Below are 25,868 nucleotides of genomic sequence, written 5' to 3'. Positions count from 1 at the left end.
TTATAATGTGATTTATGAGTTTTTTGTAGAAAATTATCTACAAGAAGGATACAGATATAAAAAAACGTACTGTTTTTATAAATATAAAGTAAGAAAAATGAGTCCGTGAAAATAAGAAGGGAAGATAAATGATATGTTTGGATTTGGTGGATTTACTCGCGATCTTGGAATTGACTTAGGAACAGCGAACACGCTTGTATATGTGAAAGGAAAAGGTGTAGTTTTACGTGAACCTTCAGTAGTAGCACTACAAACTGATACGAAACAAATCGTGGCGGTAGGTAGCGATGCAAAACAAATGATTGGTCGTACACCAGGAAACGTAGTGGCACTTCGCCCTATGAAAGATGGTGTAATTGCTGATTATGAAACAACAGCAATAATGATGAAATACTACATTCAACAAGCTCAAAAATCAAATGGATTCTTCTCACGTAAGCCATACGTAATGGTATGTGTACCATCTGGTATTACAGCTGTAGAAAGACGGGCGGTAATCGATGCGACTCGTCAAGCTGGTGCTCGTGATGCTTATCCAATCGAAGAGCCATTTGCAGCAGCAATTGGTGCAAACTTACCTGTTTGGGAGCCGACTGGTAGTATGGTTGTTGATATCGGTGGTGGTACAACAGAAGTTGCAATTATTTCTTTAGGTGGTATTGTAACAAGTCAATCAGTTCGTGTTGCTGGTGATGATATGGACGATTCAATCATTCAGTACATTAAGAAAAGCTACAACCTAATGATCGGTGAAAGAACAGCAGAAGCACTAAAATTAGAAATCGGTTCTGCAGGCGAGCCAGAAGGTATCGAGCCTATGGAAATTCGCGGTCGTGATTTAGTAAGTGGTTTACCAAAAACAGTACTAATTCAACCAGAAGAAATTGCAGATGCATTAAAAGATACAGTAGATGCAATTGTAGAATCAGTTAAAAATACGTTAGAAAAAACTCCACCTGAATTAGCAGCGGATATTATGGACCGTGGTATCGTATTAACAGGTGGTGGGGCATTACTACGTAACTTAGATAAAGTTATTAGTGAAGAAACAAATATGCCAGTTCTTGTTGCAGAGGACCCATTAGATTGCGTAGCAATTGGAACGGGTAAAGCATTAGACAATATCGATCTTTTCAAAACTGCTGCTCGATAATATTGCAAAATAAAAATCACTGAAATTAAGAGGGTGTGAACGTGCCACAGTTTTTCTTAAACAAAAGATTAATTGTTTTGTTAGTTAGTATTATTCTTCTCGTGGCATTGATTGGAATCTCATTGAAAGAACGGAATAGTTTAACATGGCCAGAGCAGTTTATTAAAGATACTGTCGGTGTTGTAGAACGTGTATTCCAAAAGCCAGCGAATTATGTTGCCGGATTCTTCGAAAACGTAGAAGATGTAAAGCGCACGTATGAAGAGAATAAAAAGCTGAAAGCAAAATTAGATACTACCGCAGATTTATCTGTAGTAGTGAAAAATTTAGAGGATGAGAATAAAAAACTACGAGAATTAACTGGTAAAGAAAAGTCCCGTGGTGATTATACGGAAGTACAAGCTAGTGTGGTTTCTCGTAATCCCGATAAATGGTACGATTTAGTTGCAATTGATAAAGGAGCACAGCAAGGGATCAAAAAAGATATGGCTGTTGTAACTCCGAAAGGTTTAGTTGGACGCGTAAAAAGTGCATCTCAGTTTACATCGTCAGTAGAGTTGTTAAGTTCTATGAGCCGAACAAACCGTGTTTCTGCTATTGTACAAGGACAAGAAAATATCTTTGGATTGATTGAAGGTTACGATAAAGAAAAACAACTACTTCTTTTCACAAAGATTAGCTCTGATGCAAAAGTAGAAAAAGATCAACTAGTTGTAACATCTGGACTTGGTGATATCTTCCCAAAAGGTCTTGCGATTGGGAAAATTGTTGATGTTCAGCCAGATCCATACGGTTTAACAAAAACAGCTTATGTAAAACCATCCGCTGATTTGAATGATGTAGAGCATATTATAGTTGCAAAACGTGATATGCCTACAGCGTCGTTAGAATAGGAGGGGGAGAAGAGATGATGACGATTTTAAAAAGAGCAGCTCTTCCTCTTCTGCTCCTTTTTGTTTTTTTATTTGAAAATATGTTCTCTACTGTTGTTCCAACAGACGTCTTTTGGAAAGGCAGTATAGCAGCACCGCATTTCTTTATAATTGTGTTATGTTTTATTACAGTGTACTATAGTCCGATTCAAGGGATTTACTACGGACTATTATTTGGTTTCTTATTTGATACCGTATACACAGAACTGGTCGGAATATATATTTTTGCTTATCCGATTTTAGCTTATTTAGTTTATAGTGTGATGAAGGTATTACAATTAAATTTATTTATTGTCGCTTCTATCGTACTGGCTGGCATTGCAGCATTAGAGTATTATGTGTATGGGTTTTTAACTTTGTTAGGACGTACTCACATGTCAGCATCTGTCTTTTTCACAGATCGTCTCCTTGCTACTTTATTGCTAAATGGAATTTTCTTGTTAATAGTTTGTTTCCCACTGAGACGATATTTAGTGCGTCTTTCAAAAGCGATAGAAGAAAAAGAAAAAAGGATTTTCTAATTTTATGTCGAATTGAATCGGTGGGGTGAACTTTAGTGGAAGAAAAAAAGCAACAAAATGTAACGATAAAAGGGACAAAAGATGGAATAACACTTCATTTAGATGATTGCTGTTCATTCTCCGAACTACTAAAAGAATTGGATGAAAAGCTTTCTACACATTACTATGAGGGTGACGGACGTTCTTTAATTGAAGTGCGTGTTAAAGTAGGAAATCGCTATTTAACAGAAGTACAACAAGAAGAGATTCGTACGTTAATTCGCAATAAGAAGAATCTTGTTGTGGAATCAATCGAAAGTGATGTTATAACAAAAGCAGAAGCAATAGCTTGGAAAGAAGAAACAGAAATTGTCCCTATTTCCAAAATTGTTCGCTCTGGACAAGTGTTACATGTAAAAGGCAATTTATTATTAATTGGAGATGTTAATCCAGGCGGAACGGTTATCGCTGGGGGGAATATTTTTGTCGTGGGATCATTAAGAGGAATTGCACACGCGGGGTATGATGGAGATTCAGAAGCTGTTATTGCTGCATCTAGTATGAACCCTATGCAACTCCGAATTAGTGATGTGACAATGCGGGCTCCGGAAGAGAAAGAAGACGGAGCAGAGGCGGCAGAATGTGCGTACATTAATGAGAACAATCACATTGTTGTCGATCGCCTGCAACTTCTCACTCATCTTAGACCTAATTTAACAAAGTTAGAAAGGGGAATTGTATAGCTGTGGGAGAGGCAATAGTAATTACATCTGGAAAAGGCGGAGTAGGTAAAACTACAACGTCTGCGAACATTGGTACAGCCCTTGCGTTATCTGGAAAAAAAGTATGTTTAATTGATACAGATATCGGTTTACGCAATTTAGACGTAGTAATGGGGCTGGAAAATCGTATTGTATTTGATCTTGTTGATGTCGTTGAAGGGCGTTGTCGTTTACCTCAGGCTCTTATTAAAGATAAGCGTTTTGATGATCTTTATTTATTACCTGCAGCACAAACGAGCGATAAATCGGCGGTAACACCTGAACAAATGGATGAATTAATACAAGTATTACGTCAAGATTATGATTACATATTAATTGATTGTCCTGCGGGGATTGAGCAGGGGTTTAAAAATGCAGTAGCAGGTGCGGATAAAGCAATCGTTGTAACAACACCAGAAGTATCCTCAATGCGTGATGCGGATCGTATTATCGGACTTTTAGAGAAAGAGGATATTGAACCACCGAAACTTGTCATTAACCGTGTGCGTAGTCATATGCTTCATGAACAGGATATGTTAGACGTTGATGAAATCGTACGTACACTGTCAATCGAGCTTCTTGGAGTTGTCGAGGATGATGATGAAGTTATTCGTGCTACGAATACAGGTGAACCTGTAGCACTGCAACCTAGTGGGAAAGCAGCAATAGCTTATCGTAATATTGCAAGACGCTTGTTAGGTGAGAATGTACCATTACAAGCATTTGAACAAGAGAAAGTATCGGTATTTACAAAGATGAAGAATTTCTTTGGAATCCGTTAAAAGCACTTCGCATAAATGCGGAGTGCTTTCTTTTTTCTTCGCATGAATATCTTCCTTCTATAACTCATACATATGTACAAACTGTATATAACTGTTTCTATATTAAATAAGGCTAACGAAAGAAAGGAGACAGTATGAAGAATAGACGTGTGGAAGAAATTAAAAAGCGGATTGCGAAAAGGAAAGCAGAGCAAGAATTGCTAGAAGAAGAGCGGTATTTTGCGGGAGGAGATTTTGATAGCGAAACGGTCTTTATTGAAGAGGGGGAGAAGGAAATTCATCCTCTATTTCGAAAAGAAGTTTTTCTCTTCAAAGTTTTGCTATCAGCAATATTAGTTCTTTCTGTTGCTATTTTATATAAGAATGCTCCTTCTTCTTTCGATGGTGCTAAAGCTGTTACAGAAAAAGTGATGAAAGAGGAGTTTCAGTTTGCCACTGTAGCGAAATGGTACGAAAAGCAGTTTGGAAAACCTCTCGTATTCTATTCGCCTAATGAAAGAAAGGAAGGAACGATTCAGCAAAAAGATTATGCAATTCCTGCCTCTGGAAAGGTGATGCAAGGCTTTCAAAAAAATGGTCAAGGTGTATTTGTCCAAACAGCTACAAATGCAACAGTTGAGTCAGTGAATGAAGGGCTAGTTGTTTTTGCGGGCAAGAAAGAGGAACTTGGAAATACAGTTCAAATTCAGCACGCTGATGGCACGGAGTCATGGTATGCAAATTTAAATGATATGTCAGTAAAATTATATGATTACGTTTCAAAGAAACAAAAAATTGGAATAGTGAGTAATGATGAAAATAATAAAAATGGCAAATTTTATTTTGCAATAAAAAAGAATGAAAAATTTATTGATCCAATTCAGGTGATTTCATTTGATTAAATATAGGGATGTTTTCACGAAAATTTCCGTGCATCCGTTGTTTTGGGTTATTATTGTCATTGGTATTTTTACGGCGCGTTTTAAAGAGTTACTATTGTTATTTTGTATAGTTCTCATTCATGAACTTGGGCATGCTTTTGCCGCAGCGTATTATAATTGGCGTATAAAACAAATTCAGCTTTTGCCGTTTGGTGGCGTAGTTGAGATGGAAGAGCATGGGAATAAATCGTTAAAAGAAGAATTAATTGTCGTTATGGCGGGGCCAATTCAGCATATATGGATGATTGCGGCCGCTTACATTTTGTATCAATCGGGCTGGGTAACTGATGATTTGTACCATTTCTTTGTATGGAATAATGTCATTATTTTAGGGTTTAATTTATTGCCTATTTGGCCACTTGATGGTGGAAAAGTATTATTTAATGTATTATCATATCGTTTTCCCTATTTACAAGCACATGAAAAGATGATGAAATTGTCATGTGTTTTTTTTAGTGTAATATTAGGATGGCAGTTACTTTGGAATAGTAATAACATTATGATGTGGGTATTACTCGTTTTTCTAGCGATTTCTTTATATCAAGAATGGAAACAAAGACGGTACGCATTTATGCGTTTTTTATTAGAGCGTTATTATGGGAATAAAAGAGATATTGAAAAAATAGCACCTATTGAGGTAAAAACGGAAGATCATTTATATACGATTTTCACAAAATTTCGCAGAGGATATAAACACTCTATTATCGTCCATGGAAAATATAAAGAGCATTACACATTGGACGAAAATGAATTGTTGTATGCGTATTTTGCTGAAAAACGAACAACCTCATCTGTTGAAGAATTAATTGGTTAGTGTTGACGACGACACTAACCTTTTATATTGTAAGGAAAAGAAATGAAAAGTGAGGAAAGAATTTTGAAGACGTTATATATTAACTACACTGGTTCGGAAAAGCGTGTTGCGATAGAAGAGAAACAAAAAATTGTCGAGCTTTTATGGAAACGGAATGAAGAGCAGGAGATTGTCGGACATATTTATGTTGGGCGTATCGTAAGAACAATTGCAGGAATGAACGCAGCCTTTGTAAATATCGGATTAGAAAAACATGCATATCTTTCGTATGATGATGTACCATCTTCATATCGCATACATGAAGGGCAGGCGATACTTGTACAAGTTGTGAAAGAGGCAATTGATACGAAGGGGCCAAAATTAACGGCGAAGATAGAATTTACCGGAAAATATGTCGTTTACATGCCGTATGATGACATGCGCGCTGTTTCTCGGAAAATAAAAAATAATAAAAGAAGACAACAGTTACTGGGAATTGAAGTAGAAGGAACGGGTGGATACATTTTCCGTTCTGCTTCTGAAAAAGGAACGATCGATGAAATACAAGCTGAAATGCAAGGGTTGCAGCAGTTATATGAAGAGTTAAAAAGAAAAGAAGATCAAGGGAGGGCGCCCTTACTACTTCATCAACCAGCGACGTTTTTAGATCGTGTATTTCAGGAGAACCCAATTGAAACAATTGAAAAAATAGTTGTAGATACGAGAAGTATAGTAAAAGAATTAGAAGAAAAAGTAGGGAAAGAAATAATATCCTTTTATAATGAAAAATCTTCAATGTTTAACCATTTTGGAATAGGTCGTGAAATCGAGAAAGCACTTCAAAAAATTGTGTGGCTACCAAATGGTGCCTATCTAATTGTAGAACAAATGGAGACGATGACTGTAATTGATGTGAATACAGGTAAATTTACTGGAAAACAAAATTTACAAGATACCGTATTTCGCACAAATGAAATGGCTGCTGAAGAGATTGCTCGTCAATTAAGACTTCGTGATATTGGTGGGATGATATTAATTGATTTTATTAATATGAAAAGACGGGAAGATAAAGAGAAGGTAAGAGAACGCCTCATAGCTGCTATGCAAGATGATCGCACATATACAAGAGTGCTTGGGTTTACAGAGTTAGGTATTTTAGAGATGACGCGAAAACGTAAGAAACATTCGTTACGTGACGTATTATTAGAAGAATGTGTACCTTGTAAAGCGACGGGGTATGTTATGTCTTATGAAACAATTGCATATGAGCTAGAGAGAGAGTTAATTACATATGGCAATATAGAAGATGAAGCAGTATTAATCGCTGCACCAAAAATTTTGCAAAAACATTTTTCACAAAAAGAATTACAAAAAAATATTCCATTTGAAATTTATTTCAAAGATGATATTATCGAAAAGTACGCTATTATCCGTTTTGGAAGTAAGAAAGAAATTGTAGAACGGAAAAAATAGTTAGCAGAACATTCATTGACAATAGTCAATGAGTCATGGTAATATTTTTATGTTATAGTTTATAGCACCTAAACTGCTATATGCTACAACCGCACAAGACAGGTTCCCTAAAGACATTTTATGTCTACCTCGTTTTTGGCGAGTCTTAGTAATTAAGAGGAGGTGCAAGTATGTACGCAATTATCGAAACAGGTGGAAAACAAATTAAAGTTGAAGCTGGTCAAGCAATCTACATTGAAAAATTAGATGTTGAAGCTGGTGAAACTGTTACTTTTGACAAAGTTCTTTTCGTTGGTGGCGAAAACGTGAAAGTTGGTAGCCCAGTTGTAGAAGGTGCAACAGTTACTGCGAAAGTTGAAAAACAAGGTCGCGCTAAGAAAATCATCGTTTTCAAATATAAAGCGAAAAAGAACAATCGTAAGAAACAAGGTCATCGTCAACCTTACACTAAGCTAGTAGTTGAAGCTATCAACGCTTAATTCTGGTTAAGATGATTAAGATTACGATAAGTCGCACGAAACTAGGAAGTATCCAATCATTTAAAATGACTGGACATGCCAATTATGCGCCACATGGACAAGATCTTGTCTGTGCTGGAACTACAGCGGTTGTGTTTGGTTCTATAAATGCAGTGGAAGAACTTTGTAATGTGCAGGCAACTATTGAACTCGGAAGTGATGGCGGATTCTTGACGTATGAATTGCCTAATGATTTAGACGTTCATACAGCAGAAAAAGCACAAATACTTTTAGAAGGATTGGTTGTTTCACTTAAGACGATTGAACTTGATTACGGAAAGTATATCCGTTTAATAGAAAAAGTGCAGGAGGTGTAACGTATGTTAAGATTAGATCTTCAGTTTTTCGCATCTAAGAAAGGTGTAGGTAGTACAAAGAACGGTCGTGACTCTCAGTCAAAACGTCTTGGTGCTAAACGCGCAGATGGTCAAACGGTTTCAGGTGGTTCAATTCTTTACCGTCAACGCGGTACAAAAATTTATCCAGGTGTTAACGTTGGTCGTGGTGGCGATGACACTTTATACGCGAAAGTTGACGGCGTAGTACGCTTTGAGCGTCTTGGTCGTGACCGCAAACAAGTGAGCGTATATCCTGTTGCTCAAGAAGCATAAGAACTCACGGAAAACTCTAACCTGAGTGCAGGTTAGAGTTTTTCTATATTAAGGGGTATCTAAATGAATGAAAAATGGACAATTATAGATGCGTTGAGCCACTCAAGACATGATTGGCTCAATCGTTTGCAGATGGTTAAAGGAAATCTTTCCCTTGGAAAAGTGGAAGAGATTCATGGGCTCATCGATCGTTTTGTCCAAGAAGCGAGACAAGAATCCAATCTGATGGGGCTATCAATGCCTTTATTTTCAGAGTGGATTTTAACATATAATTGGAAACAGCAACCGTGCTTATTGGAGTACGAAGTATTAGGGAAATTACATAACTTATCTCATCTAGATGAGACTGTATGTACATGGACGAATCAGTTTTTCTTAATGCTTCAGCATAGTTTAGACGTATATGTTGAAAATTATGTTTGTATCACAATTGAATGTGACGCGGAGAATGCTCGTTTCTTTTTTGATTTTCGTGGAAAGCTAACGAATGTAGAAGAACTACAAACGTGGCTTGCGAACCAAAACAATAAATGGTATTCCATTTCTTATACAGTACGAGACGAAGAAGTCTCAGTTATATTACAACTAATCGAAAAAAGTGTGGTGAAATAATGTTTGTAGATCAGGTCAAGATATATGTAAAAGGCGGCGACGGTGGTAACGGAATGGTTGCGTATCGTCGTGAGAAGTATGTACCTAAAGGTGGCCCAGCAGGTGGCGACGGTGGTAAAGGTGCAGATGTTGTTTTTGTTGTTGAGGAAGGCTTACGTACATTAATGGACTTCCGCTACCAACGTCATTTCAAAGCTGATCGCGGTCAGCACGGAATGAGTAAAGGTCAGCACGGTCGTAAATCTGAAGATTTAATCGTAAAGGTTCCACCAGGAACAATAGTGAAAGATGAAAAAACAGGTGAAATTCTTGCCGATTTAGTAACGCATGAACAAACAGCTGTAATCGCAAGAGGTGGCCGTGGTGGCCGTGGTAACTCACGTTTCGCAACAGCGACGAACCCAGCGCCAGAAATCGCTGAGAACGGGGAACCAGGTCAAGAACGTGATGTCACGCTAGAACTTAAAGTGCTAGCAGATGTTGGACTTGTTGGATTCCCAAGTGTAGGTAAATCTACATTATTATCTGTTGTATCATCAGCGCGTCCGAAAATTGCAGAATATCACTTTACAACAATCGTTCCGAATCTTGGTGTTGTTGAAACTGGTGATAACCGCAGCTTCGTTATGGCTGACCTTCCTGGACTAATTGAAGGCGCACACTCCGGCGTTGGACTTGGACACCAATTCTTACGTCATATCGAACGTACACGTGTAATTGTGCACGTTATCGATATGTCTGGTTTAGAAGGACGTGAGCCATATGAAGATTATGTCACAATCAATAATGAACTAAAAGAATATAATATGCGTTTAACTGAGCGTCCACAAGTTGTTGTTGCAAACAAAATGGATATGCCAGATGCAGAAGAAAACTTACAAGCATTTAAGGAGAAATTGGGAGACGAAGTGAAAATTTTCCCAATCTCAGCTGTAACGAAACAAGGTGTTCGTGACTTACTATTTGAAGTAGCGAACTTATTAGAAACAACACCAGAATTCCCAATGTACGATGATGTAGAAGAATCTGAAGCAAGTGTAATGTACAAATTTGAATCTGAATCTAATTTTGAAATTACACGCGAAAGTGATGGCACATTTGTTATTTCTGGTTATGATATTGAGAAAACATTCAAGATGACAGACTTCTCACGTGATGAATCTGTACGCCGATTTGCTCGTCAAATGCGTGGAATGGGTATCGATGAAGCCCTTCGTGCACGTGGTGCAACAGACGGAGATATTGTAAAAATTCTTGAATATCAATTTGAATTTATCGATTAAGACTGCCGAAATATGGCGGTCTTTTTTTTTCGCTATTTGAGTCCAGTAAGGATCCGATTCGTATAGGTGAACCATAAGTCGATATAGGAAAAAATCCCCATTGATTAAAGTTTCAATTTATAATGAAAAAAGGAGTGGTTTTAGAAAAATGTTTTATGGGGAGAAAAAGAACATGTATAAAATATTAATTGTAGAAGATGATGAAAAAATTGCAGAGATATTAGAGGAGCATTTAGAAAGGTATGGATATCAATCTTTCAGAGTAAGCGATTTACGTCATATAAAAGATGAGTTTGTAAAAGTAAGTCCTCATCTTGTGTTACTTGATATTAATTTGCCATACTTTGATGGCTTCTACTGGTGCCGCCAAATCCGCATTGTATCGAATGCGCCAATTATTTTCGTGTCTGCAAGGACAGGGGAAATGGATCAAGTGATGGCGATTGAGAATGGCGGGGATGATTATATTACAAAGCCGTTCCATTTAGATATCGTAATGGCAAAGGTGAAGAGTGCACTTCGCCGCGGGTATGGTGAATATGCTTTGGCCGCGGAAAGTGATTGTTTAGGTGTTAATGGATTGTTATTATTCCCATCACAGCACACAGTAGAGTGGAAAGGGCAACAAACTGAACTTACAAAAAATGAATTTTATTTATTAGAATGTTTAATGAAACAAGCGAACCAATATGTAACACGTGAAGAGCTGTTAGAGGCTTTATGGGATGAAGTAGCTTTTGTTGATGATAATACATTAACTGTGAATGTAAAGCGTGTAAGGAAGAAACTTGAGGAGTTAGGCATTAAAAATGCAATTGTCACAAAGCGTGGGTACGGTTATGCTCTTCTTACTGAGTGGGGCGAAGGGTATGAAGGTTAAAAGCTACCTCATAGACCGTTTTTCCTTAATCCTTTCTTACATTATAAGCCTTTGTTTATTTGGGCTCGTATTGCAGTTGCAAAGCCTTTTAGAAAAGCGTTCGCTGGACTGGAGTACATGGCTATACGGACTGTTATTAGGGACAGTTGTATTTAGTGTATACCTTATTTACGATTACCGAAAACGAAGTGTGTTTTTAAAGAGAATAGAACAGTATATTGCCGGTGGACATACATTACATGACTCTTTACTTATCGATACTTCTTATACGTCAGAGCAAGAACTGGTTGTTGAAGCGTTTACGCTATTAAGGCAGCAATATATGAATGAAGTTCATAAACAGCATGCAAAAGAGCAACAGCAAATGATTTTCATGAATCAATGGATCCATCAAATGAAAACACCAGTATCCGTTATTGAATTATTGTTACAGAAATATGGTAAGGAACACCGTGAAGCAAGGGGAACGATTGAAAGTATTCGTGAAGAAAATAACCGTATTTTAAATGGGTTAGATTTAGCGTTACATATGGCAAGGTTAGATCAGTTTTCGAAAGACTATAAAGTAGAAGTAGTAAATGTTATAGATGTCATTCGAGATATTATTAATGAAAATCGAAAGTCGTTCATTCAATCTTCTGTATTTCCGAAACTGATGTTTGAAGAAGAGAATTGTATGATTGCGTCTGATAGAAAGTGGCTTAGTATCGCTATGAGCCAAATTGTTGTGAACGCAATTAAGTATACAAAAATTTCAGAAGCAGGGAAAAAAGAAATTCAATTTCAAATTGAAGAGAAAGATCAAAAGGTGCTATTACATATTAAGGACAATGGAATCGGTATTCCAGAGCAAGATGTAAAGCGTATATTTGACCCATTCTTTACGGGGGTAAACGGCCGTAAAACGAGGGAAGCGACTGGAATGGGCTTATATATTACGAAAGAAATTTGCGATAATTTACATCATAGAATTTATGTTCAATCGGCTGAAGGAGAAGGGACAATTTTTACGTTCCAATTTGCAAAAGATGAAGAATATCATACATTAATGAGAAAAATGACAAAACTGTAAGATAACAAAACGTTTTGTAAGGAAAATCACTCGTTTCTTTTTCTTATTTTTCTTATAGTAAATGTAAGAAGAAAACACATAGGGGGATTAGAAATGAGTGTTCTTGAAGTAAAAGGATTAACAAAGGTGTATCAATCAAAAGGTTCAGTAGCGACGACTGCTTTAAATGATATAAATTTTAAAATTGAAGAAGGCGAATTTGTAGGAATTATGGGGCCTTCAGGGAGCGGTAAAACAACGCTTTTAAATTTATTAGCGACAATTGATAAGCAAACTTCAGGTCATGTGCTTGTAAACGGTGAAGAAATTAATCAAATGCGTGCTGCAAAATTGGCGGAATTTCGCCGTACACATTTAGGATTCATTTTCCAAGATTTCAACTTACTTGATACGTTATCCATTAAAGAAAATATTATTTTGCCGCTTGTAATGGCGAAGAAGTCTGTAAAAGAAATTGATGCGAAAGTACTTGAAATTGCGAAGTTTTTAAACATCGAAGAAATTTTAAATAAAAAAGTATACGAAGTATCGGGAGGACAACAACAACGTGCAGCTGCTGCAAGGGCAATTATTCATGACCCAACATTAATTTTAGCGGATGAGCCAACTGGAAACTTAGATTCGAAATCAGCGAAGTCATTAATGGGAGCACTTCAAGATTTACATGAGCAAAAGAAAGTAACCATTGCAATGGTAACACATGATCCGGTAGCGGCTAGTTATTGTGAACGTATCCTCTTCATACGTGATGGAGAGATCTTCTCAGAAATACATAAAGGAAGAACGAAACAAGCCTTTTTCCAAGAAATTTTGGACGTACTTGCGATGCTAGGGGGGGAATATCATGAACTTTCGCCAGCTCGCGCTTAACAATGTAAAAGGAAATTGGCGTAATTATAAAGCGTTCCTTATTAGTAGTTGTTTATCGATTGTCGTATTTTTTATGTACGCTTCCTTCATTTATCATCCAGATGTCGTAAGCGGTAATATTAGTATGAAGACGATGATTACAAAAGGGTTAGAATCAATGAATTATATCGTAGTCATCTTCTCAGCACTCTTTATTTTATATGCGAATTCAACGTTTTTACGAGCAAGAAAAAAAGAATTCGGTTTATTAACATTAATAGGTGGAACGAAGTCTCAGCTCGGCCGAATGATTATATTAGAGCAACTGATGTTAGGTAGTATTGCCATTGTAGTAGGTATTGGGATTGGAATGCTTTGTTCAAAACTTTTCTTCCAAGCACTCAGTGTCTTACTAAAAATTGATAAAACACTGCCGCTTGTGTGGAATGGAAAAGCAGTTCTTATTACAGCTGGTATATACTTTATCCTCTTTTTAATACTATCATTGTTTAGTGTTTGGACAGTAGGACGCTTACAAATTATTGATTTATTAAGAGAAGCAAGAAAACAAAAAATAGAGCCGTTTGCATTTACATGGTTATGTGTAGCCGGTATAGGATGTATCATTGCTGCATATGTCCTTTGCTTCCAAGTAACAATTATGAATTTTATTATATATTTCTTACCAATTGTAGGATTGACCATTGGCGGAACGTATTTACTATTTACGCAAGGAAGTACAGTCGTATTAAAAGCATTGCAAAAAAGAAAACAATCTTTTTATACATATCCAAATATGTTCGTGCTTAGTAATCTTATTTATAAAATGAAAGATAATGCTCGTTTTCTATTTATCATTTCTATTATTACGGCGGTTGTTTCCTCAGCAGTTGGTACGCTGTATGTATATTATGAAAATATGAGTGCAAAAACGGTAGAGCTTACGCCACATGCTATTTCATATGAGGAAAAGGGGTTAAATACGCATAGTCTTATTAATGAAGAAAAAGTACAAGAGATTGTAAAAAAACATGGGTTTGAAGATGCACGAAAAGTAACCTACGTAAAACTACCTGCAACACAGAAAATAATGTTGTTTAACAGTGAACGTGAAGTACCAATGACGATTATTTCAGAAAAAGAATATAACGCAGAAGTGCGTGAACAAAAGAAAGAGCAAATTACAGAGGTTCATAATGCGCCAGGTAGTGCGACGATGGTTATGGTTGATGCAGCAAATGAACTTATGAAAATAGATCGTACTAAACCGTATGAATTTACAATTAATGGACAAAAGCAGTCTGTTCAATTAAATGAGCCAACGTCATATTCTGTTTTTAACGATAGCGAATATCTCATTGTGAATGATCAAGATTTTGAGAAGTATGCAAAGCTCGTACCAGATGAAGAAAAGACGAAATATTACGGTTATTATATTGAAGACTGGAAAAGTACGGAAGACCTTGTGCTAGATTTGAAAAAGCAAATTGCACCAGAAAAGCAAGGAGAACTGAAAAATTCAGTGTTTGCTTATAAAGATATAAGAGAATCTGGAGCAATTACAATGTTCATCGGTTTCTTCGTAGCAGTACTGTTCTTCTTCTTCGCTTGTAGCATGACATACTTTAAATGGTTTAACGATAAAGAACAAGATCGTATTCAATTTAAGTCATTGAAAAGAATTGGTATGACTGATAAGGAAATCCGTAAAATTGCAATTCGTCAAATGGGCGTTATCTTCTTTATCCCAATCTTAATCGGTACAATTCATAGTGGATTTGCTCTTCATACGTTAGGGAAAATGCTTTATATCGATTTATGGAAATCAGGTGCGATTGTAATAGGGGCTTATATTTTAGCTTCTGCCATTTACTTTATGATTGCGCAAAGAGGATATTTAAAACACGTAAAAAGCTAGGGAAACCTCTAGCTTTTTACCTATGTAGTAAGGTACAGGAGGACGATAGATGAACATTTGGCAACTGGCGCTACAAAATATAAAGGGAAATTGGCGTAATTATAAAGTGTTTTTCTTAAGTAGTTGTTTTGCAATATTTGCGTCTTTTGCATATATGTCTGTTATTGTACATCCGTATATGCAAGAGACGATGTGGTATCAAAATGTACGCTGGGGACTTATCATATGTAACGTTATAATTATTTCTTTTTTCGTCATATTTATTTTGTATTCTACTTCTATTTTTATAGAAGCACGTAAGAAAGAATTAGGGTTATATATGTTAATGGGAGCAACGAAATCTAACGTAATAGGAGTGATTATGACCGAGCAAATATTGATCGGAATTTCCGCTAATATTTTCGGTATTGGGCTTGGCATGATTTTTTTGAAATTCTTTTTTATGGTATTTAGTATGTTACTTCATCTTCCGAAAGAACTCCCTGTCATATTTGACATGAGAGCGGTTGGTGTAACGTTTGTTACATATATGCTCGTCTTTGTTCTGTTATCTTTTGTAAGTGCTTTACGTATATGGAATATAAAAATCATACGGTTATTAAAAGAATTTCGAACAGATAAACGAGAGAGGAAAACATCAAAGTGGCTTTGTTTATTCGGTTTTGCTTGTTTAGGGACGGGATATGCGTTAGCGCTACAAGTGACGATGACAACGATAGCATTATACTTTCTTCCGGTTGTTATACTCATTTCTTTTGGGACGTATTTCTCATTTACACATGGCGCTACACAAATATTAGAAGTGATAAAAAGAAATAAAAGGATTATGTATACATATCCGTATTTATTTATAGTGAATCAATTGTCACATCGAATGAAGGAAAATAGTCGCTTTTTCTTTCTGTTGTCTATGGCAACAACGTTTGTCGTTACGGCGACAGGTACGGTGTTCTTATATTTTTCTAGCATGCAAGATATGTGGCGTGGCGGAGGAGTACACTCATTTTCATACATAGAAAAAGGCACTTCTGCTCATGAAGTTTTCGAGAAAGACAAGGTTGAAAACTTATTACATCAATATGGATATGATGATTTTCAATATATGAGTTTTGTTGGAGTGTATGCATCCTTTCAGTCCAATAAGGGAGAAACAACAATAGCGCCGCTTATAAAGGAAAGTGAATACAATCAAGAGGCGAGAAAACAAAAACAGAAAATGTATCATCCTAAAAAAGGAACAGTTACACTTGTTTATTATAATAAACGCAATTATCCAAATGTATATAATCAAAAAGAGATTCAAGTGCAAGTAATGAATCAAACATATCAATTTGTATATAACGGTCAGAAAGAAGGGGTACAATTTAACTATCACCCTTCATACATTAATGGTCTGTTTTTCGTCATGAATGATGAAGATTTTAACAGTATAGCAAATAAAATTCCGGATTCTGAAAAAATGATATATAGAGGCTACACATTACCAAATATCGAAAATACGAAGAAATTAAATGAAGATTTACGGAAACATATGAAACAAGATAATAATGATGCATTTCGAAGTAATATGGAGTTATATGTGAATATGAAAGAAGGCGGCGATATTACTCTATTTGTAGGTTCATTCATTAGTATATTATTCTTTCTTACTTCATGTAGTATCGTATATTTTAAATGGTTTCATAATATTGCATCGGATCGAAAGCAGTACGGAGCACTATCTAAACTTGGAATGACGAAGGAAGAAGTGTGGAAGGTTTCTCGTTGGCAATTATGTATGTTATTTTTTGCGCCTATTATAGTAGGAAGTATGCATAGTGCAGTTGCGTTATATACGTTTCATAATACTGTCTTTATGGACGGTTCATTAAGAAAAGTAGGCTTGTTTATTCTATTTTACATCGCTGCATGCATCATTTATTTCTTCTTCGCTCAAAGAGAATATAGGAAACATCTAGACTAGCGAACGCTAGTCTTTTTTTAATATTCGAAATTTACATAGAAGAATATAAAAAAGTATGGTATAACAGTAAGAAAACGAAAAAGAGGGGAAAAGACGATGATTCGAGTAGGATATTTAGGACCAGAAGCAACATTTACAAATATGGCGGTGAGTCGTTTTTTTCCGGAAGCAGAGCATGTACCGTATCGGACGATTCCAGATTGTATAGATGCAGCCGCAAATGAAAATGTGGACTTCGCAGTTGTACCGTTAGAAAATGCGATTGAAGGTTCAGTCAATATAACGGTTGATTACCTCGTACATGAGCAACCGCTTTCTATTGTAGGAGAAATTACAGTACCAATTCAGCAACATCTACTTGTACATCCGCAGTATGCAGAAGTGTGGGAAGAAGTATATGCAGTACATTCTCATCCGCATGCTATCGCTCAGTGTCATAAGTTTTTAAATGAAGAATTAAAAGGGGTAACCGTTCGGGATATGACATCAACAAGTGCTGCTGCACAATATGTGAAAGAACATCCTGAAGAAAAAGTTGCCGCCATTGCAAATGAAGCAGCGGCAGAAAAGTACGGATTAACAATTGTAAGACGTGATATTCATACGCATAAAAACAATCATACACGTTTCCTTGTTCTCCATAAGAAAAGGAAAGCAGTACTCCCGAATAACGGAGAAAATCGCGGCGAGAAAACGACGCTTATGATAACGTTACCTGCAGATTATGCGGGAGCGCTATATCAAGTGTTATCAGCTTTCGCATGGAGAAAATTAAACTTATCCAAAATTGAATCGCGCCCGATGAAAACAGGTCTTGGAAATTACTTTTTCTTAATCGACGTAGATAAAGCATATGATGACGTATTATTGCCAGGTGTAACGATGGAACTTGAAGCGCTCGGTTTTTCTGTTACTGTGCTGGGGAGCTATTCTTCTTATTGGTTGTAAAAAGCGAGGAGGCTGTTAAACTTGCTTGAAACGAAACGTACCTTCGCGTAAACTTTTAGAAAAGTTACGTATGAAGTTAATTCAAACGTATTATCGGTTTGGGGCAGAGCAAGCTGTCTATTCTATTGAAGTAGCAGAAGCGATTTTGCTAGATTAATAAAAACCCACCTGCAGAAGGTGGGTTTTTTTATTTCAACTTCGCAAGACGATCCTCTAACTGGCCACGCCAAATATCAGCTAGTTCTGGAACAGCAAGAATCTTTTCAAGGCCATCTTTATCTTTTCTATTATGAAAATAGATTTCGTTAGAGAAGAGAACAGATACATTGCTTGGATGACGCTCTAGTAATGTGATTTTAGAATCCTTACGCACAGTACCTTCTTGAAGAACGCGGCATAAGTAGCCAGTATATCCAGTTGCTACAATGCGTGGTAAAATGCCAGGAATACCAAGACGTTTTGAAATTGTGCTGCAAGGTACGCGAGCTTGTGTTACTTGAATGATTGCTTCGCCTAGTTGATATGTATCTCCGATGCATACATCACGCTCTAACATATTTGTTACCGTAATATTTTCGCCAAATGTGGAAGCTGGAAGTGTTGTTTGGAATTCTTCTTCCCATAGTGCGTAATGCTCGTGTGGGTACACACAAACAGCGCGATCAGGTCCCCCGTGATGTTTTAAATCCGCTACATCATCACCACGGAATCCATCTTTTGAGAGAAAAGCTTTTTCTGTAAGTTCTTTACATATACCAGTAATCATTTCTTTATCTTCGCCATATTTCATTTGTTTCGGTTTACCGGTGCTAAAGTGAACGAGTTCAATTCCCATAGTTGACCTCCTTTACAATTGATTACAATATTATAACATTTACAAAATAAAAGCACAGAGAATGATGAAAAACTCTGTGCTTTACATTAATTAATAAACGAGAAATCCAGCTCGATCTAGTGCCTCACAAGCGGCATCTAACTTCTCTTTAGAATCTGCTTCGATTGTATGTAAGTGAATACCATCTGTTAGTTGTGAAAGATAGGAAGCGTTTGTGTTTTCGATTTTTTGTAAATATTGCTCTACATCAAAGCGATTACTTACCATAATCGATGCCGTTAAGTCGCCGTATACAGGATGCTCAACTTTTACGTCTTTAATCGTAACGCCGTGGTCAACTAACATAGTAAGCTCTTGACGTACTTCTGCTGGTTTGTGTTGGCATACGATTACGCGTTCAAAAGCTTGTTGCCTTGTTTGTGGTTTTAAATATAAATACCCTTGTGCAGTCGCAATAATTGGTTCATTTCGTGCTTTTAGTAAGGAAATGTCTTGAACGATAACTTGCCTACTTACGTTTGTCTTTTTAGATAGTTCGTTTCCAGATAACGGTTCATTTGCAGCGAGAAGCCACTGAAGGATGAGTTGTCGTCTTTCTTCACCTAAAATCTTTTTTTGATCATTTTGTTTCATTATGATTTAACACCTCTATAAAATTGATTTCCAATTGTGTGTAGTGCATGAATAGTTGTATCAATTTGTTCTTTCGTCGTGTGATGTCCGAAAGAAAAGCGGACATATTGTTTTGCCTCTTCATACGTTTTTCCAATTGCAAGCATTGTTTTTGAAGGTTCTTGTTTACCGACTTGGCAAGCACTTCCAGTTGAAATGGCTATACCATGACGGTTGCATTCTAACATTGTATACTGACCTTCTATTCCTTTTATTGTAACCCCAATAATATGTGGTAAACAAGAAGTAGAATGTCCTTTCACTTCAATTTCTAGAGGAAGTGTTTGTAATTGCTCTAAAAAATAAGATCGTAATTGTTTAAAACGAAAGCTCTCTTCCTTTTGATTCTTTAATATATGCTCTGCGGCTGTTAAAAAAGCAGCGATTCCAGGAACGTTCACCGTACCAGGGCGAAAGCCTTTTTCATGAGAAGTTCCCGGAAATACTTGTTCCCAGCGAACTTGCGGATTTATATAGCAAGCTCCAACTCCTTTTGGTCCGTATATTTTATGGGCTGAAACAGAGAGACTATCAATCTCCATCGCTGTAACGTCTATTGGAAGTTTACCAAACGTTTGAACACAATCCGAATGAAATAAAACATTATATTTTTTTAAAAGTGCTCCGATCTCTGCAATGTTTTGAACGGTCCCAATTTCAGAGTTTCCATGCTGTATACTTGCTAGAACAGTATTTTCCGTAATAGCTGCTTCTAAATCTACTAAATGAATTATCCCGCTTTTATCAACAGGAATCTCAGTAATAGTATAGCCTTGCGATTGTAAGGAGTGAAAATAACTTCGAATCGATGCGTGTTCCATAGGTGTCGTAATAATATGCTTCCCGTTTTTAGCATTTAGAAGGGATTGAATCGCAAGGTAGTTAGATTCGGAACCGCCGCTTGTAAAGAATACACCTTGTTCCTTACCCCCAATCATTTCTGCAAATGTTTCTCTACAAACTTGTAATAAAGATGATGCGCTTCCTCCGATATCGTGTAAACTTTGTTCATTTCCAAAATATGTTTTTGTCGCTGCTATATATGTTTCTAAAGCTTCTTCGCTCATAGGTGTTGTTGCTGCATAATCAAGATATATCATTATATAATTTCCTCTCTTTAGTAAGAGTGATATTAATTTTCGTTCTTAGAATGATAGTGAAAATAAGAATTGTAAAAAAACTCTTGTCATTATTTTAAAACTATGTAAATATAGGTGTCAAGACAGTTGAAAAGTGTAAAGTAGGAGGCAACAATTATGCCAAGTGCAGATGTCTTGATTATTGGAAGCGGCGTTGCAGCGCTTCGTGTTGCGAAAGAGCTTTGTCACGAAAAGAATGTGATAATTATCACAAAAAAAACAGGACGTAATAACAATACACATTTAGCTCAAGGAGGAATTGCAGCAGCTGTTGCTACATATGACGATCCGAGTGAGCATTTTGAAGATACATTAGTGGCAGGTTGCCATTATAACAACGAAGAAGCAGTTCGTTATTTAGTTGAAGAGGGGCCGAAAGAAATAAGTAAGCTTATTACAAATGGAATGAAATTTGATGGGGATGAAAAAGGGCTCCACCTTGGTAAAGAAGGAGCGCATCGAAAACGGCGTATTTTACATGCGGGAGGAGATGCAACTGGTAAAAATTTATTAGAGCATTTAATACAAGAAGTAGTTCCGAATGTTACTGTCGTTGAGCATGAAATGGTGCTCGATTTTATTATAGAAAATAATAAATGCATAGGAGCTTTAACGCGAAATAGTGAAGGGAAGCTGAAGCGTTACTATGCTGATAATACGGTGTTAGCATCAGGAGGAATAGGTGGTTTGTACGCCTTTACATCGAATGATGAGACAATTACAGGCGATGGACTTGCGATGATATATCGAGCTGGGGGAGAACTTGTTGATTTAGAATTTGTACAATTTCATCCGACGATGTTATACGTGGACGGGCGATGTTGTGGTCTCGTTTCTGAAGCAGTCCGTGGTGAAGGAGCTGTCCTTATAAATGCAAAAGGACAGCGTTTTATGATGGATGTACATCCCGGGAAAGATCTCGCACCGCGTGATGTAGTGGCAAGGGCTATTCATGAACAACTCCTTGCGGGTGAAACAGTGTACTTAAACATCGAAGCCATTCAAAACTTTGAACAACGTTTTCCGACCGTCTCATCATTATGTAAAAAGAATGGCGTTGATTTAAAAGGGAACCTTATTCCGGTCGTACCTGGTGCTCATTTTCATATGGGCGGCGTGAAGACGAATTGTGACGGAGAGACGTCCATTTCAAACTTATATGCGGTCGGTGAAGTGGCTTGTAATGGAGTTCATGGTGCGAATAGATTGGCGAGTAATTCATTATTAGAAGGTCTTGTGTTTGGAAGACGAATAGGAAAACACATTTTAGCTAAACCAGCAGAGGAAAGAAAAAATGTGCCGGAAGAGAGAGGGAAAAGTTTTATAGCTCTTAATGATTTACCGTTGAAAGAAGAAATACAAGAATACATGATGAAGCATGTTGGGATTGTGCGAACTGAGAAAAATTTATCATATGTTAAGAGATGGTTTAGTAGGTACGGTGTGCTAAATATGATCTTACAATATGATGCACTTACAAATGAAGAGATAACGCTTATTAATATGTTAACAGTTTGTGAGCTTATAACAGTATCAGCTTTACAAAGAGAAGACAGTATTGGTGGTCATTATCGCATTGATTATCCAGAAAGAAATAGCGTGAAAAAAGAGATTATCCGAGTGAGAAGAAAACTACAACTTGTTTAATAAGGGGAAGAGGGGTTTTATGAATACGTTAAAAGTTAAGGAAGCATTAAATCGATTTTTTCTAGAAGATATAGGAGAAAGAGATGTAACATCTCAGCTTATCTTTCCCGATAATGCACTTGCGAAAGGAACGTTTCTTGTAAAGGATACAGGGGTATTTGCAGGGCGCTTAGTAATTGAAGAAGGATTTAAATTAATTGATCAGAAAATTGAAGTTGAACTTCATAAAAAAGATGGGGATCTTGTAGAAAAAGGCGAAATAATTGCAACTGTGCAAGGCCCAATCGCATCATTATTAACGGCAGAGCGCGTTATATTAAACGTTATCCAGCGTATGAGCGGGATAGCGACGATGACACGTAAGGCGGTTTTTGCTTTAGATAGCAGTCATACACGCATTTGTGATACGAGAAAAACGATGCCAGGACTACGTATGTTTGATAAGTATGCGGTAGTATGCGGGGGCGGATTTAACCACAGATTCGGTTTATATGATGGTGTCATGATTAAAGACAATCATATTGCTTTTGCTAGCTCGATTACAAAAGCTGTTACATCGGTGAAAGAAAGATTGGGACATATGGTGAAAGTAGAAGTTGAAACAGAGACAGAGGCGCAAGTAAGAGAAGCAGTAGAGGCCGGCGCAGATGTTATTATGTTCGATAATTGTACGCCAGAAGAGATTCGTGAGTTTTCAAAAATTGTACCAAGTGCCATCGTTACGGAGGCTTCAGGTGGTATTACAATTGAAGATTTATCAAAATACGGAAAAACAGGGGTAGATTATATTTCACTTGGAGCGTTAACACATTCAGTGAAAGCACTTGATATTAGTTTTAATATTGAGGCCTAATGAGAGTGGTTTAGAGGGGGAGAATCATAAATGGGTATTTTAGAGAAAGTTCAGCCAATCGAAGTAATGTTACCAGAGCGTTATCAAACGATGTCTACATTAGAGATGGAAGAGCGTGTCCGTGAAATTAAAGAAAAAATGGGGGCATTACTATTTATTCCAGGACATCATTATCAAAAAGATGAAGTGGTGCAATTTTCAGATGCAGCAGGGGACTCACTTCAACTGGCGCAAGTTGCAGCGAGTAATAAAGAGGCAAAATATATTGTGTTTTGTGGTGTGCACTTTATGGCAGAAACGGCAGATATGTTAACGACAAATGATCAAATTGTCATCTTACCAGATATGCGTGCCGGCTGTTCTATGGCAGACATGGCAGATATTGAACAAACAGAAAGAGCGTGGAAAGAGCTCACGAGATTATTTGGGGATACGATGATTCCGCTAACGTATGTAAATTCAACAGCTGCGATTAAAGCGTTTTGTGGTCGTAACGGGGGGGCAACAGTAACCTCTTCTAATGCAAAACAAATGGTGTCTTGGGCGTTTACACAAAAAGAGCGTCTCGTCTTTTTACCAGACCAACATTTAGGGAGAAATACAGCGTACGATTTAGGGATCCCTTTAGAGAAAATGGCAGTGTGGAACCCGCATACAGATACATTAGAGTACGATGGAGATATAGAAGAAATTCAAGTGATTTTATGGAAAGGTCATTGTTCTGTTCATCAAAACTTTACAGTGAAAAATATTGAAAGTGTCCGAAAAAATCATCCGGATATGAATATTATTGTTCATCCTGAATGTTGCTATGAAGTTGTAGCTGCCTCTGATTATGCAGGATCAACGAAATATATTATTGACATGATTGAAGCAGCTCCAGCAGGAAGTAAATGGGCGATTGGTACAGAGATGAATTTAGTGAATCGAATTATTCAGCAACATCCAGATAAAGAAATTATTTCTCTAAATCCGTTTATGTGTCCTTGTTTAACGATGAATCGAATTGATTTACCTCACCTGTTATGGGCGCTTGAGAATATAGAAAGAGGAGAACAAATTAACGTTATTCGTGTGGAAAAACAAGTAACAGAAGAGGCGATTCTTGCATTGAATCGTATGCTAGAGCGTGTGTAAAGCAACGGAACTCCCGTTGCTTTTTTTCGTGCATGTAATCATAAGAAGAGTGAAATAGGCATACATTGTGTTGAGGAAATCATTGTGATTTTTTTATGATTATGCCACTTCAAACCATATTGAAATAGAAGAAGTGATAAAAGTAGATGGAGTTAAGTTTTTTAGAAAGTGTTACTTCGAAGTGTTTTTACTTATAGATAAGTTATACAGGAGGGGGAAAATTTGAAAATTCATATCGTGCAAAAAGGGGATACCCTTTGGAAAATTGCGAAAAAGTACGGAGTGGATTTTGAAACGCTCAAAAAAACAAATACACAACTTAGTAATCCAGACCTTATTATGCCAGGGATGAAAATTAAAGTACCATCAAGCAGCGTTCATGTGAAACAACATGCTGGATCGGGGTCAGCGCCTCCGAAACAATATGTAAAAGAGGTGCAGCAAAAAGAGTTTGCATCAACCCCAACCCCGCTCGGAATAGAAGATGAAGAAGAAGTTACGTATCAGTCAGCACCTATTACACAAGAGCCAGCTATGCAACAAACGCAAAAAGAAATGCAGGTGAAACCACAAAAAGAAATGCAGGTAAAACCGCAAAAGGAAATGCAAGTGAAACCACAAAAAGAAGTACAGGTAAAGCCGCAAAAAGAAGTGCAAAAAGAAAAACCAGTTGAAAAGCCGCCTGTCATTCAAAAACCACCTGTTGTAGAGAAAGTAGAAAAACCAAAACCGACTACGAAAGAAAATACTAAATTTTCCATTAATGTATTACCACAGCCACCACAACCGCCGATTAAAGCGAAAAAAGAATATAAAATTTCAGATGTAATAAAAAAGGGAAGCGAGTTAATTGCTCCTCAAATTAATAAAATGAAGCCTAACAACGTCATTTCTCCGCAAACGAAAAAAGACAATATAGGAAATGCATCACCGCAAGTGAAGAAAGACAATATAGGAAACATAGTGTCACCGCAAGTGAAGAAAGAAAATGTAGGGAATATAGTGTCACCGCAAGTGAAGAAAGAAAATGTAGGGAATATAGTGTCACCGCAAGTGAAGAAAGAAAATGTAGGGAATATAGTGTCGCCGCAAGTGAAAAAAGAAAATGTAGGGAATATAGTGTCGCCGCAAGTGAAAAAAGAAAATGTAGGGAATATAGTGTCGCCGCAAGTGAAAAAAGAAAATGTAGGAAGCATAGTCTCGCCACAAGTGAAGAAAGAAAATATAGGAAGCATAGTCTCACCAAACGTATCAAAAGAAAGTGTTATTATCCCGCAAGTAAAACCGCCTAATATTCAAGTGCCGAACATAATGCCGATAATGGATAATAATCAAATGCCGAATATGATGCCGATAATGGATAACACTCAAATGCCAAATATAATGCCGATAATGGATAACACTCAAATGCCGAACATAATGCCGATAATGGATAATAATCAAATGCCGAACATAATGCCGATAATGGATAATAATCAAATGCCGAATATGATGCCGATAATGGATAATAATCAAATGCCAAATATGATGCCGATAATGGATAACAACCAAATGCCGAACATGATGCCGATAATGGATAACAATCAAATGCCAAATATAATGCCGATAATGGATAAC

The 25,868-nt window shown here is 36.9% G+C and carries 27 protein-coding genes and 1 other annotated feature; of the genes, 24 read left to right on the top strand and 3 right to left on the bottom strand.

Features of this window, described 5'->3' with window-relative positions; genetic code table 11:
• The first annotated feature begins 133 nt into the window (after positions 1–133).
• The 20 genes from mreB to ACFWDE_RS01125 all read left to right on the top strand — a co-directional run bounded on the left by mreB (position 134) and on the right by ACFWDE_RS01125 (position 18,125).
• Positions 134–1,153 carry a cell shape-determining protein MreB gene (gene mreB / locus ACFWDE_RS01220; RefSeq protein WP_002015369.1) on the top strand — a complete coding sequence of 340 codons (1,020 nt, stop codon included), beginning with the start codon at positions 134–136 and terminating at the stop codon, positions 1,151–1,153.
• Positions 1,154–1,194: 41 nt separating this feature from the next.
• Entirely contained in the window at positions 1,195–2,046 is an 852-nt protein-coding gene (gene mreC / locus ACFWDE_RS01215) for a rod shape-determining protein MreC (RefSeq protein WP_002145588.1), read from the top strand.
• Positions 2,047–2,060: 14 nt separating this feature from the next.
• The gene (mreD, locus tag ACFWDE_RS01210; RefSeq protein WP_002145590.1) at positions 2,061–2,606 is read left to right on the top strand and encodes a rod shape-determining protein MreD; all 546 of its coding nucleotides are present in this window, start codon (positions 2,061–2,063) and stop codon (positions 2,604–2,606) included.
• Positions 2,607–2,641: 35 nt separating this feature from the next.
• On the top strand, positions 2,642–3,328 hold the full coding sequence (gene minC / locus ACFWDE_RS01205) for a septum site-determining protein MinC (RefSeq protein WP_002112042.1): 687 nt from the start codon (positions 2,642–2,644) through the stop codon (positions 3,326–3,328).
• A gap of 2 nt (positions 3,329–3,330) precedes the next feature.
• Positions 3,331–4,128 (top strand): septum site-determining protein MinD, encoded by a 798-nt coding sequence (minD, locus tag ACFWDE_RS01200; RefSeq protein WP_000503308.1) that lies wholly within the window; start codon positions 3,331–3,333, stop codon positions 4,126–4,128.
• A gap of 134 nt (positions 4,129–4,262) precedes the next feature.
• On the top strand, positions 4,263–5,009 hold the full coding sequence (gene spoIVFA / locus ACFWDE_RS01195; RefSeq protein ID WP_002145591.1) for a stage IV sporulation protein SpoIVFA: 747 nt from the start codon (positions 4,263–4,265) through the stop codon (positions 5,007–5,009).
• A complete protein-coding gene (locus tag ACFWDE_RS01190) occupies positions 5,002–5,862 on the top strand; it encodes a M50 family metallopeptidase (protein ID WP_377889468.1) in 861 nt (286 codons plus the stop codon). Before spoIVFA ends, ACFWDE_RS01190 begins: the two co-directional genes overlap by 8 nt.
• Before the next feature lie 42 nt (positions 5,863–5,904).
• Positions 5,905–7,314 (top strand): Rne/Rng family ribonuclease, encoded by a 1,410-nt coding sequence (locus tag ACFWDE_RS01185; protein WP_377889466.1) that lies wholly within the window; start codon positions 5,905–5,907, stop codon positions 7,312–7,314.
• A 77-nt stretch (positions 7,315–7,391) separates the two neighbouring features.
• Positions 7,392–7,470: a sequence feature (ribosomal protein L21 leader region), on the top strand.
• Positions 7,471–7,484: 14 nt separating this feature from the next.
• Positions 7,485–7,793 (top strand): 50S ribosomal protein L21, encoded by a 309-nt coding sequence (gene rplU, locus ACFWDE_RS01180; RefSeq protein ID WP_000270907.1) that lies wholly within the window; start codon positions 7,485–7,487, stop codon positions 7,791–7,793.
• An 11-nt stretch (positions 7,794–7,804) separates the two neighbouring features.
• Positions 7,805–8,149: a ribosomal-processing cysteine protease Prp gene (locus ACFWDE_RS01175; RefSeq protein WP_002008596.1), complete on the top strand. Its 345-nt coding sequence runs from the start codon at positions 7,805–7,807 to the stop codon at positions 8,147–8,149.
• 3 nt (positions 8,150–8,152) lie between these two features.
• The gene (gene rpmA, locus ACFWDE_RS01170; RefSeq protein WP_000944957.1) at positions 8,153–8,443 is read left to right on the top strand and encodes a 50S ribosomal protein L27; all 291 of its coding nucleotides are present in this window, start codon (positions 8,153–8,155) and stop codon (positions 8,441–8,443) included.
• A gap of 63 nt (positions 8,444–8,506) precedes the next feature.
• Positions 8,507–9,055 carry a Spo0B C-terminal domain-containing protein gene (locus ACFWDE_RS01165; protein WP_377889464.1) on the top strand — a complete coding sequence of 183 codons (549 nt, stop codon included), beginning with the start codon at positions 8,507–8,509 and terminating at the stop codon, positions 9,053–9,055.
• Positions 9,055–10,338 carry a GTPase ObgE gene (obgE, locus tag ACFWDE_RS01160; RefSeq protein WP_002015378.1) on the top strand — a complete coding sequence of 428 codons (1,284 nt, stop codon included), beginning with the start codon at positions 9,055–9,057 and terminating at the stop codon, positions 10,336–10,338. Before ACFWDE_RS01165 ends, obgE begins: the two co-directional genes overlap by 1 nt.
• Before the next feature lie 172 nt (positions 10,339–10,510).
• Positions 10,511–11,218: a response regulator transcription factor gene (locus tag ACFWDE_RS01155; RefSeq protein WP_377889462.1), complete on the top strand. Its 708-nt coding sequence runs from the start codon at positions 10,511–10,513 to the stop codon at positions 11,216–11,218.
• Positions 11,208–12,290, top strand: a complete 1,083-nt coding sequence (locus tag ACFWDE_RS01150) for a HAMP domain-containing histidine kinase (RefSeq protein ID WP_377889460.1) — start codon at positions 11,208–11,210, stop codon at positions 12,288–12,290. Before ACFWDE_RS01155 ends, ACFWDE_RS01150 begins: the two co-directional genes overlap by 11 nt.
• 93 nt (positions 12,291–12,383) lie before the next feature.
• Entirely contained in the window at positions 12,384–13,160 is a 777-nt protein-coding gene (locus ACFWDE_RS01145) for an ABC transporter ATP-binding protein (RefSeq protein ID WP_025147485.1), read from the top strand.
• Entirely contained in the window at positions 13,135–15,057 is a 1,923-nt protein-coding gene (locus ACFWDE_RS01140) for an FtsX-like permease family protein (protein ID WP_377889457.1), read from the top strand. The genes ACFWDE_RS01145 and ACFWDE_RS01140 overlap by 26 nt, the downstream gene beginning before the upstream one ends.
• A 49-nt stretch (positions 15,058–15,106) precedes the next feature.
• Positions 15,107–17,020 (top strand): FtsX-like permease family protein, encoded by a 1,914-nt coding sequence (locus ACFWDE_RS01135; protein WP_377889455.1) that lies wholly within the window; start codon positions 15,107–15,109, stop codon positions 17,018–17,020.
• 96 nt (positions 17,021–17,116) lie between these two features.
• Complete coding sequence (pheA, locus tag ACFWDE_RS01130; protein WP_377889453.1) at positions 17,117–17,968, top strand: prephenate dehydratase; 852 nt, start codon at positions 17,117–17,119, stop codon at positions 17,966–17,968.
• Positions 17,969–17,993: 25 nt separating this feature from the next.
• Complete coding sequence (locus ACFWDE_RS01125; RefSeq protein WP_286674622.1) at positions 17,994–18,125, top strand: hypothetical protein; 132 nt, start codon at positions 17,994–17,996, stop codon at positions 18,123–18,125.
• Between the two features lie 30 nt (positions 18,126–18,155).
• On the opposite strand, the gene ACFWDE_RS01120 is transcribed toward ACFWDE_RS01125, so the two are convergent.
• The 3 genes from ACFWDE_RS01120 to ACFWDE_RS01110 form a co-directional block, all read right to left on the bottom strand.
• A complete protein-coding gene (locus ACFWDE_RS01120) occupies positions 18,156–18,803 on the bottom strand; it encodes an MOSC domain-containing protein (protein WP_377889451.1) in 648 nt (215 codons plus the stop codon).
• A gap of 90 nt (positions 18,804–18,893) precedes the next feature.
• Positions 18,894–19,436 (bottom strand): transcription repressor NadR, encoded by a 543-nt coding sequence (locus ACFWDE_RS01115; RefSeq protein WP_016096073.1) that lies wholly within the window; start codon positions 19,434–19,436, stop codon positions 18,894–18,896.
• On the bottom strand, positions 19,436–20,578 hold the full coding sequence (locus ACFWDE_RS01110; RefSeq protein WP_377889490.1) for an IscS subfamily cysteine desulfurase: 1,143 nt from the start codon (positions 20,576–20,578) through the stop codon (positions 19,436–19,438). The genes ACFWDE_RS01115 and ACFWDE_RS01110 overlap by 1 nt, the downstream gene beginning before the upstream one ends.
• Positions 20,579–20,731: 153 nt before the next feature.
• On the opposite strand from ACFWDE_RS01110, the gene nadB reads away from it, so the two are divergent.
• The 4 genes from nadB to exsA form a co-directional block, all read left to right on the top strand.
• On the top strand, positions 20,732–22,261 hold the full coding sequence (gene nadB / locus ACFWDE_RS01105) for an L-aspartate oxidase (RefSeq protein WP_377889449.1): 1,530 nt from the start codon (positions 20,732–20,734) through the stop codon (positions 22,259–22,261).
• 19 nt (positions 22,262–22,280) lie between these two features.
• Complete coding sequence (nadC, locus tag ACFWDE_RS01100; RefSeq protein ID WP_377889447.1) at positions 22,281–23,114, top strand: carboxylating nicotinate-nucleotide diphosphorylase; 834 nt, start codon at positions 22,281–22,283, stop codon at positions 23,112–23,114.
• A gap of 30 nt (positions 23,115–23,144) precedes the next feature.
• Complete coding sequence (nadA, locus tag ACFWDE_RS01095) at positions 23,145–24,251, top strand: quinolinate synthase NadA (RefSeq protein ID WP_377889445.1); 1,107 nt, start codon at positions 23,145–23,147, stop codon at positions 24,249–24,251.
• A 222-nt stretch (positions 24,252–24,473) separates the two neighbouring features.
• Positions 24,474–25,868, top strand: a 1,395-nt coding sequence (gene exsA, locus ACFWDE_RS01090; RefSeq protein ID WP_377889443.1) for a spore coat assembly protein ExsA, incomplete at its 3' end; no start/stop codon positions are given.

It is taken from the genome of Bacillus sp. NPDC060175 (genome assembly GCF_042728695.1).
Classification (GTDB): Bacteria; Bacillota; Bacilli; order Bacillales; family Bacillaceae_G; genus Bacillus_A.
The sequence above is the reverse complement of the archived record's forward strand: the minus strand, read 5'-3'. Positions and strand labels throughout refer to the sequence as shown.

Bases quoted from the DNA above. Each gene is read 5' to 3' on its own strand.
- rpmA (WP_000944957.1), top strand. From the start codon at position 8,153: ATGTTAAGATTAGATCTTCAGTTTTTCGCATCTAAGAAAGGTGTAGGT.
- nadC (WP_377889447.1), top strand. From the start codon at position 22,281: ATGAATACGTTAAAAGTTAAGGAAGCATTAAATCGATTTTTTCTAGAA.
- pheA (WP_377889453.1), top strand. From the start codon at position 17,117: ATGATTCGAGTAGGATATTTAGGACCAGAAGCAACATTTACAAATATG.
- ACFWDE_RS01175 (WP_002008596.1), top strand. From the start codon at position 7,805: ATGATTAAGATTACGATAAGTCGCACGAAACTAGGAAGTATCCAATCA.
- ACFWDE_RS01150 (WP_377889460.1), top strand. From the start codon at position 11,208: ATGAAGGTTAAAAGCTACCTCATAGACCGTTTTTCCTTAATCCTTTCT.
- nadA (WP_377889445.1), top strand. From the start codon at position 23,145: ATGGGTATTTTAGAGAAAGTTCAGCCAATCGAAGTAATGTTACCAGAG.
- ACFWDE_RS01155 (WP_377889462.1), top strand. From the start codon at position 10,511: ATGTATAAAATATTAATTGTAGAAGATGATGAAAAAATTGCAGAGATA.
- ACFWDE_RS01115 (WP_016096073.1), bottom strand. From the start codon at position 19,436: ATGAAACAAAATGATCAAAAAAAGATTTTAGGTGAAGAAAGACGACAA.
- ACFWDE_RS01140 (WP_377889457.1), top strand. From the start codon at position 13,135: ATGAACTTTCGCCAGCTCGCGCTTAACAATGTAAAAGGAAATTGGCGT.
- mreB (WP_002015369.1), top strand. From the start codon at position 134: ATGTTTGGATTTGGTGGATTTACTCGCGATCTTGGAATTGACTTAGGA.
- rplU (WP_000270907.1), top strand. From the start codon at position 7,485: ATGTACGCAATTATCGAAACAGGTGGAAAACAAATTAAAGTTGAAGCT.
- spoIVFA (WP_002145591.1), top strand. From the start codon at position 4,263: ATGAAGAATAGACGTGTGGAAGAAATTAAAAAGCGGATTGCGAAAAGG.
- obgE (WP_002015378.1), top strand. From the start codon at position 9,055: ATGTTTGTAGATCAGGTCAAGATATATGTAAAAGGCGGCGACGGTGGT.
- nadB (WP_377889449.1), top strand. From the start codon at position 20,732: ATGCCAAGTGCAGATGTCTTGATTATTGGAAGCGGCGTTGCAGCGCTT.
- mreD (WP_002145590.1), top strand. From the start codon at position 2,061: ATGATGACGATTTTAAAAAGAGCAGCTCTTCCTCTTCTGCTCCTTTTT.
- ACFWDE_RS01165 (WP_377889464.1), top strand. From the start codon at position 8,507: ATGAATGAAAAATGGACAATTATAGATGCGTTGAGCCACTCAAGACAT.
- ACFWDE_RS01185 (WP_377889466.1), top strand. From the start codon at position 5,905: ATGAAAAGTGAGGAAAGAATTTTGAAGACGTTATATATTAACTACACT.
- ACFWDE_RS01120 (WP_377889451.1), bottom strand. From the start codon at position 18,803: ATGGGAATTGAACTCGTTCACTTTAGCACCGGTAAACCGAAACAAATG.
- ACFWDE_RS01145 (WP_025147485.1), top strand. From the start codon at position 12,384: ATGAGTGTTCTTGAAGTAAAAGGATTAACAAAGGTGTATCAATCAAAA.
- ACFWDE_RS01135 (WP_377889455.1), top strand. From the start codon at position 15,107: ATGAACATTTGGCAACTGGCGCTACAAAATATAAAGGGAAATTGGCGT.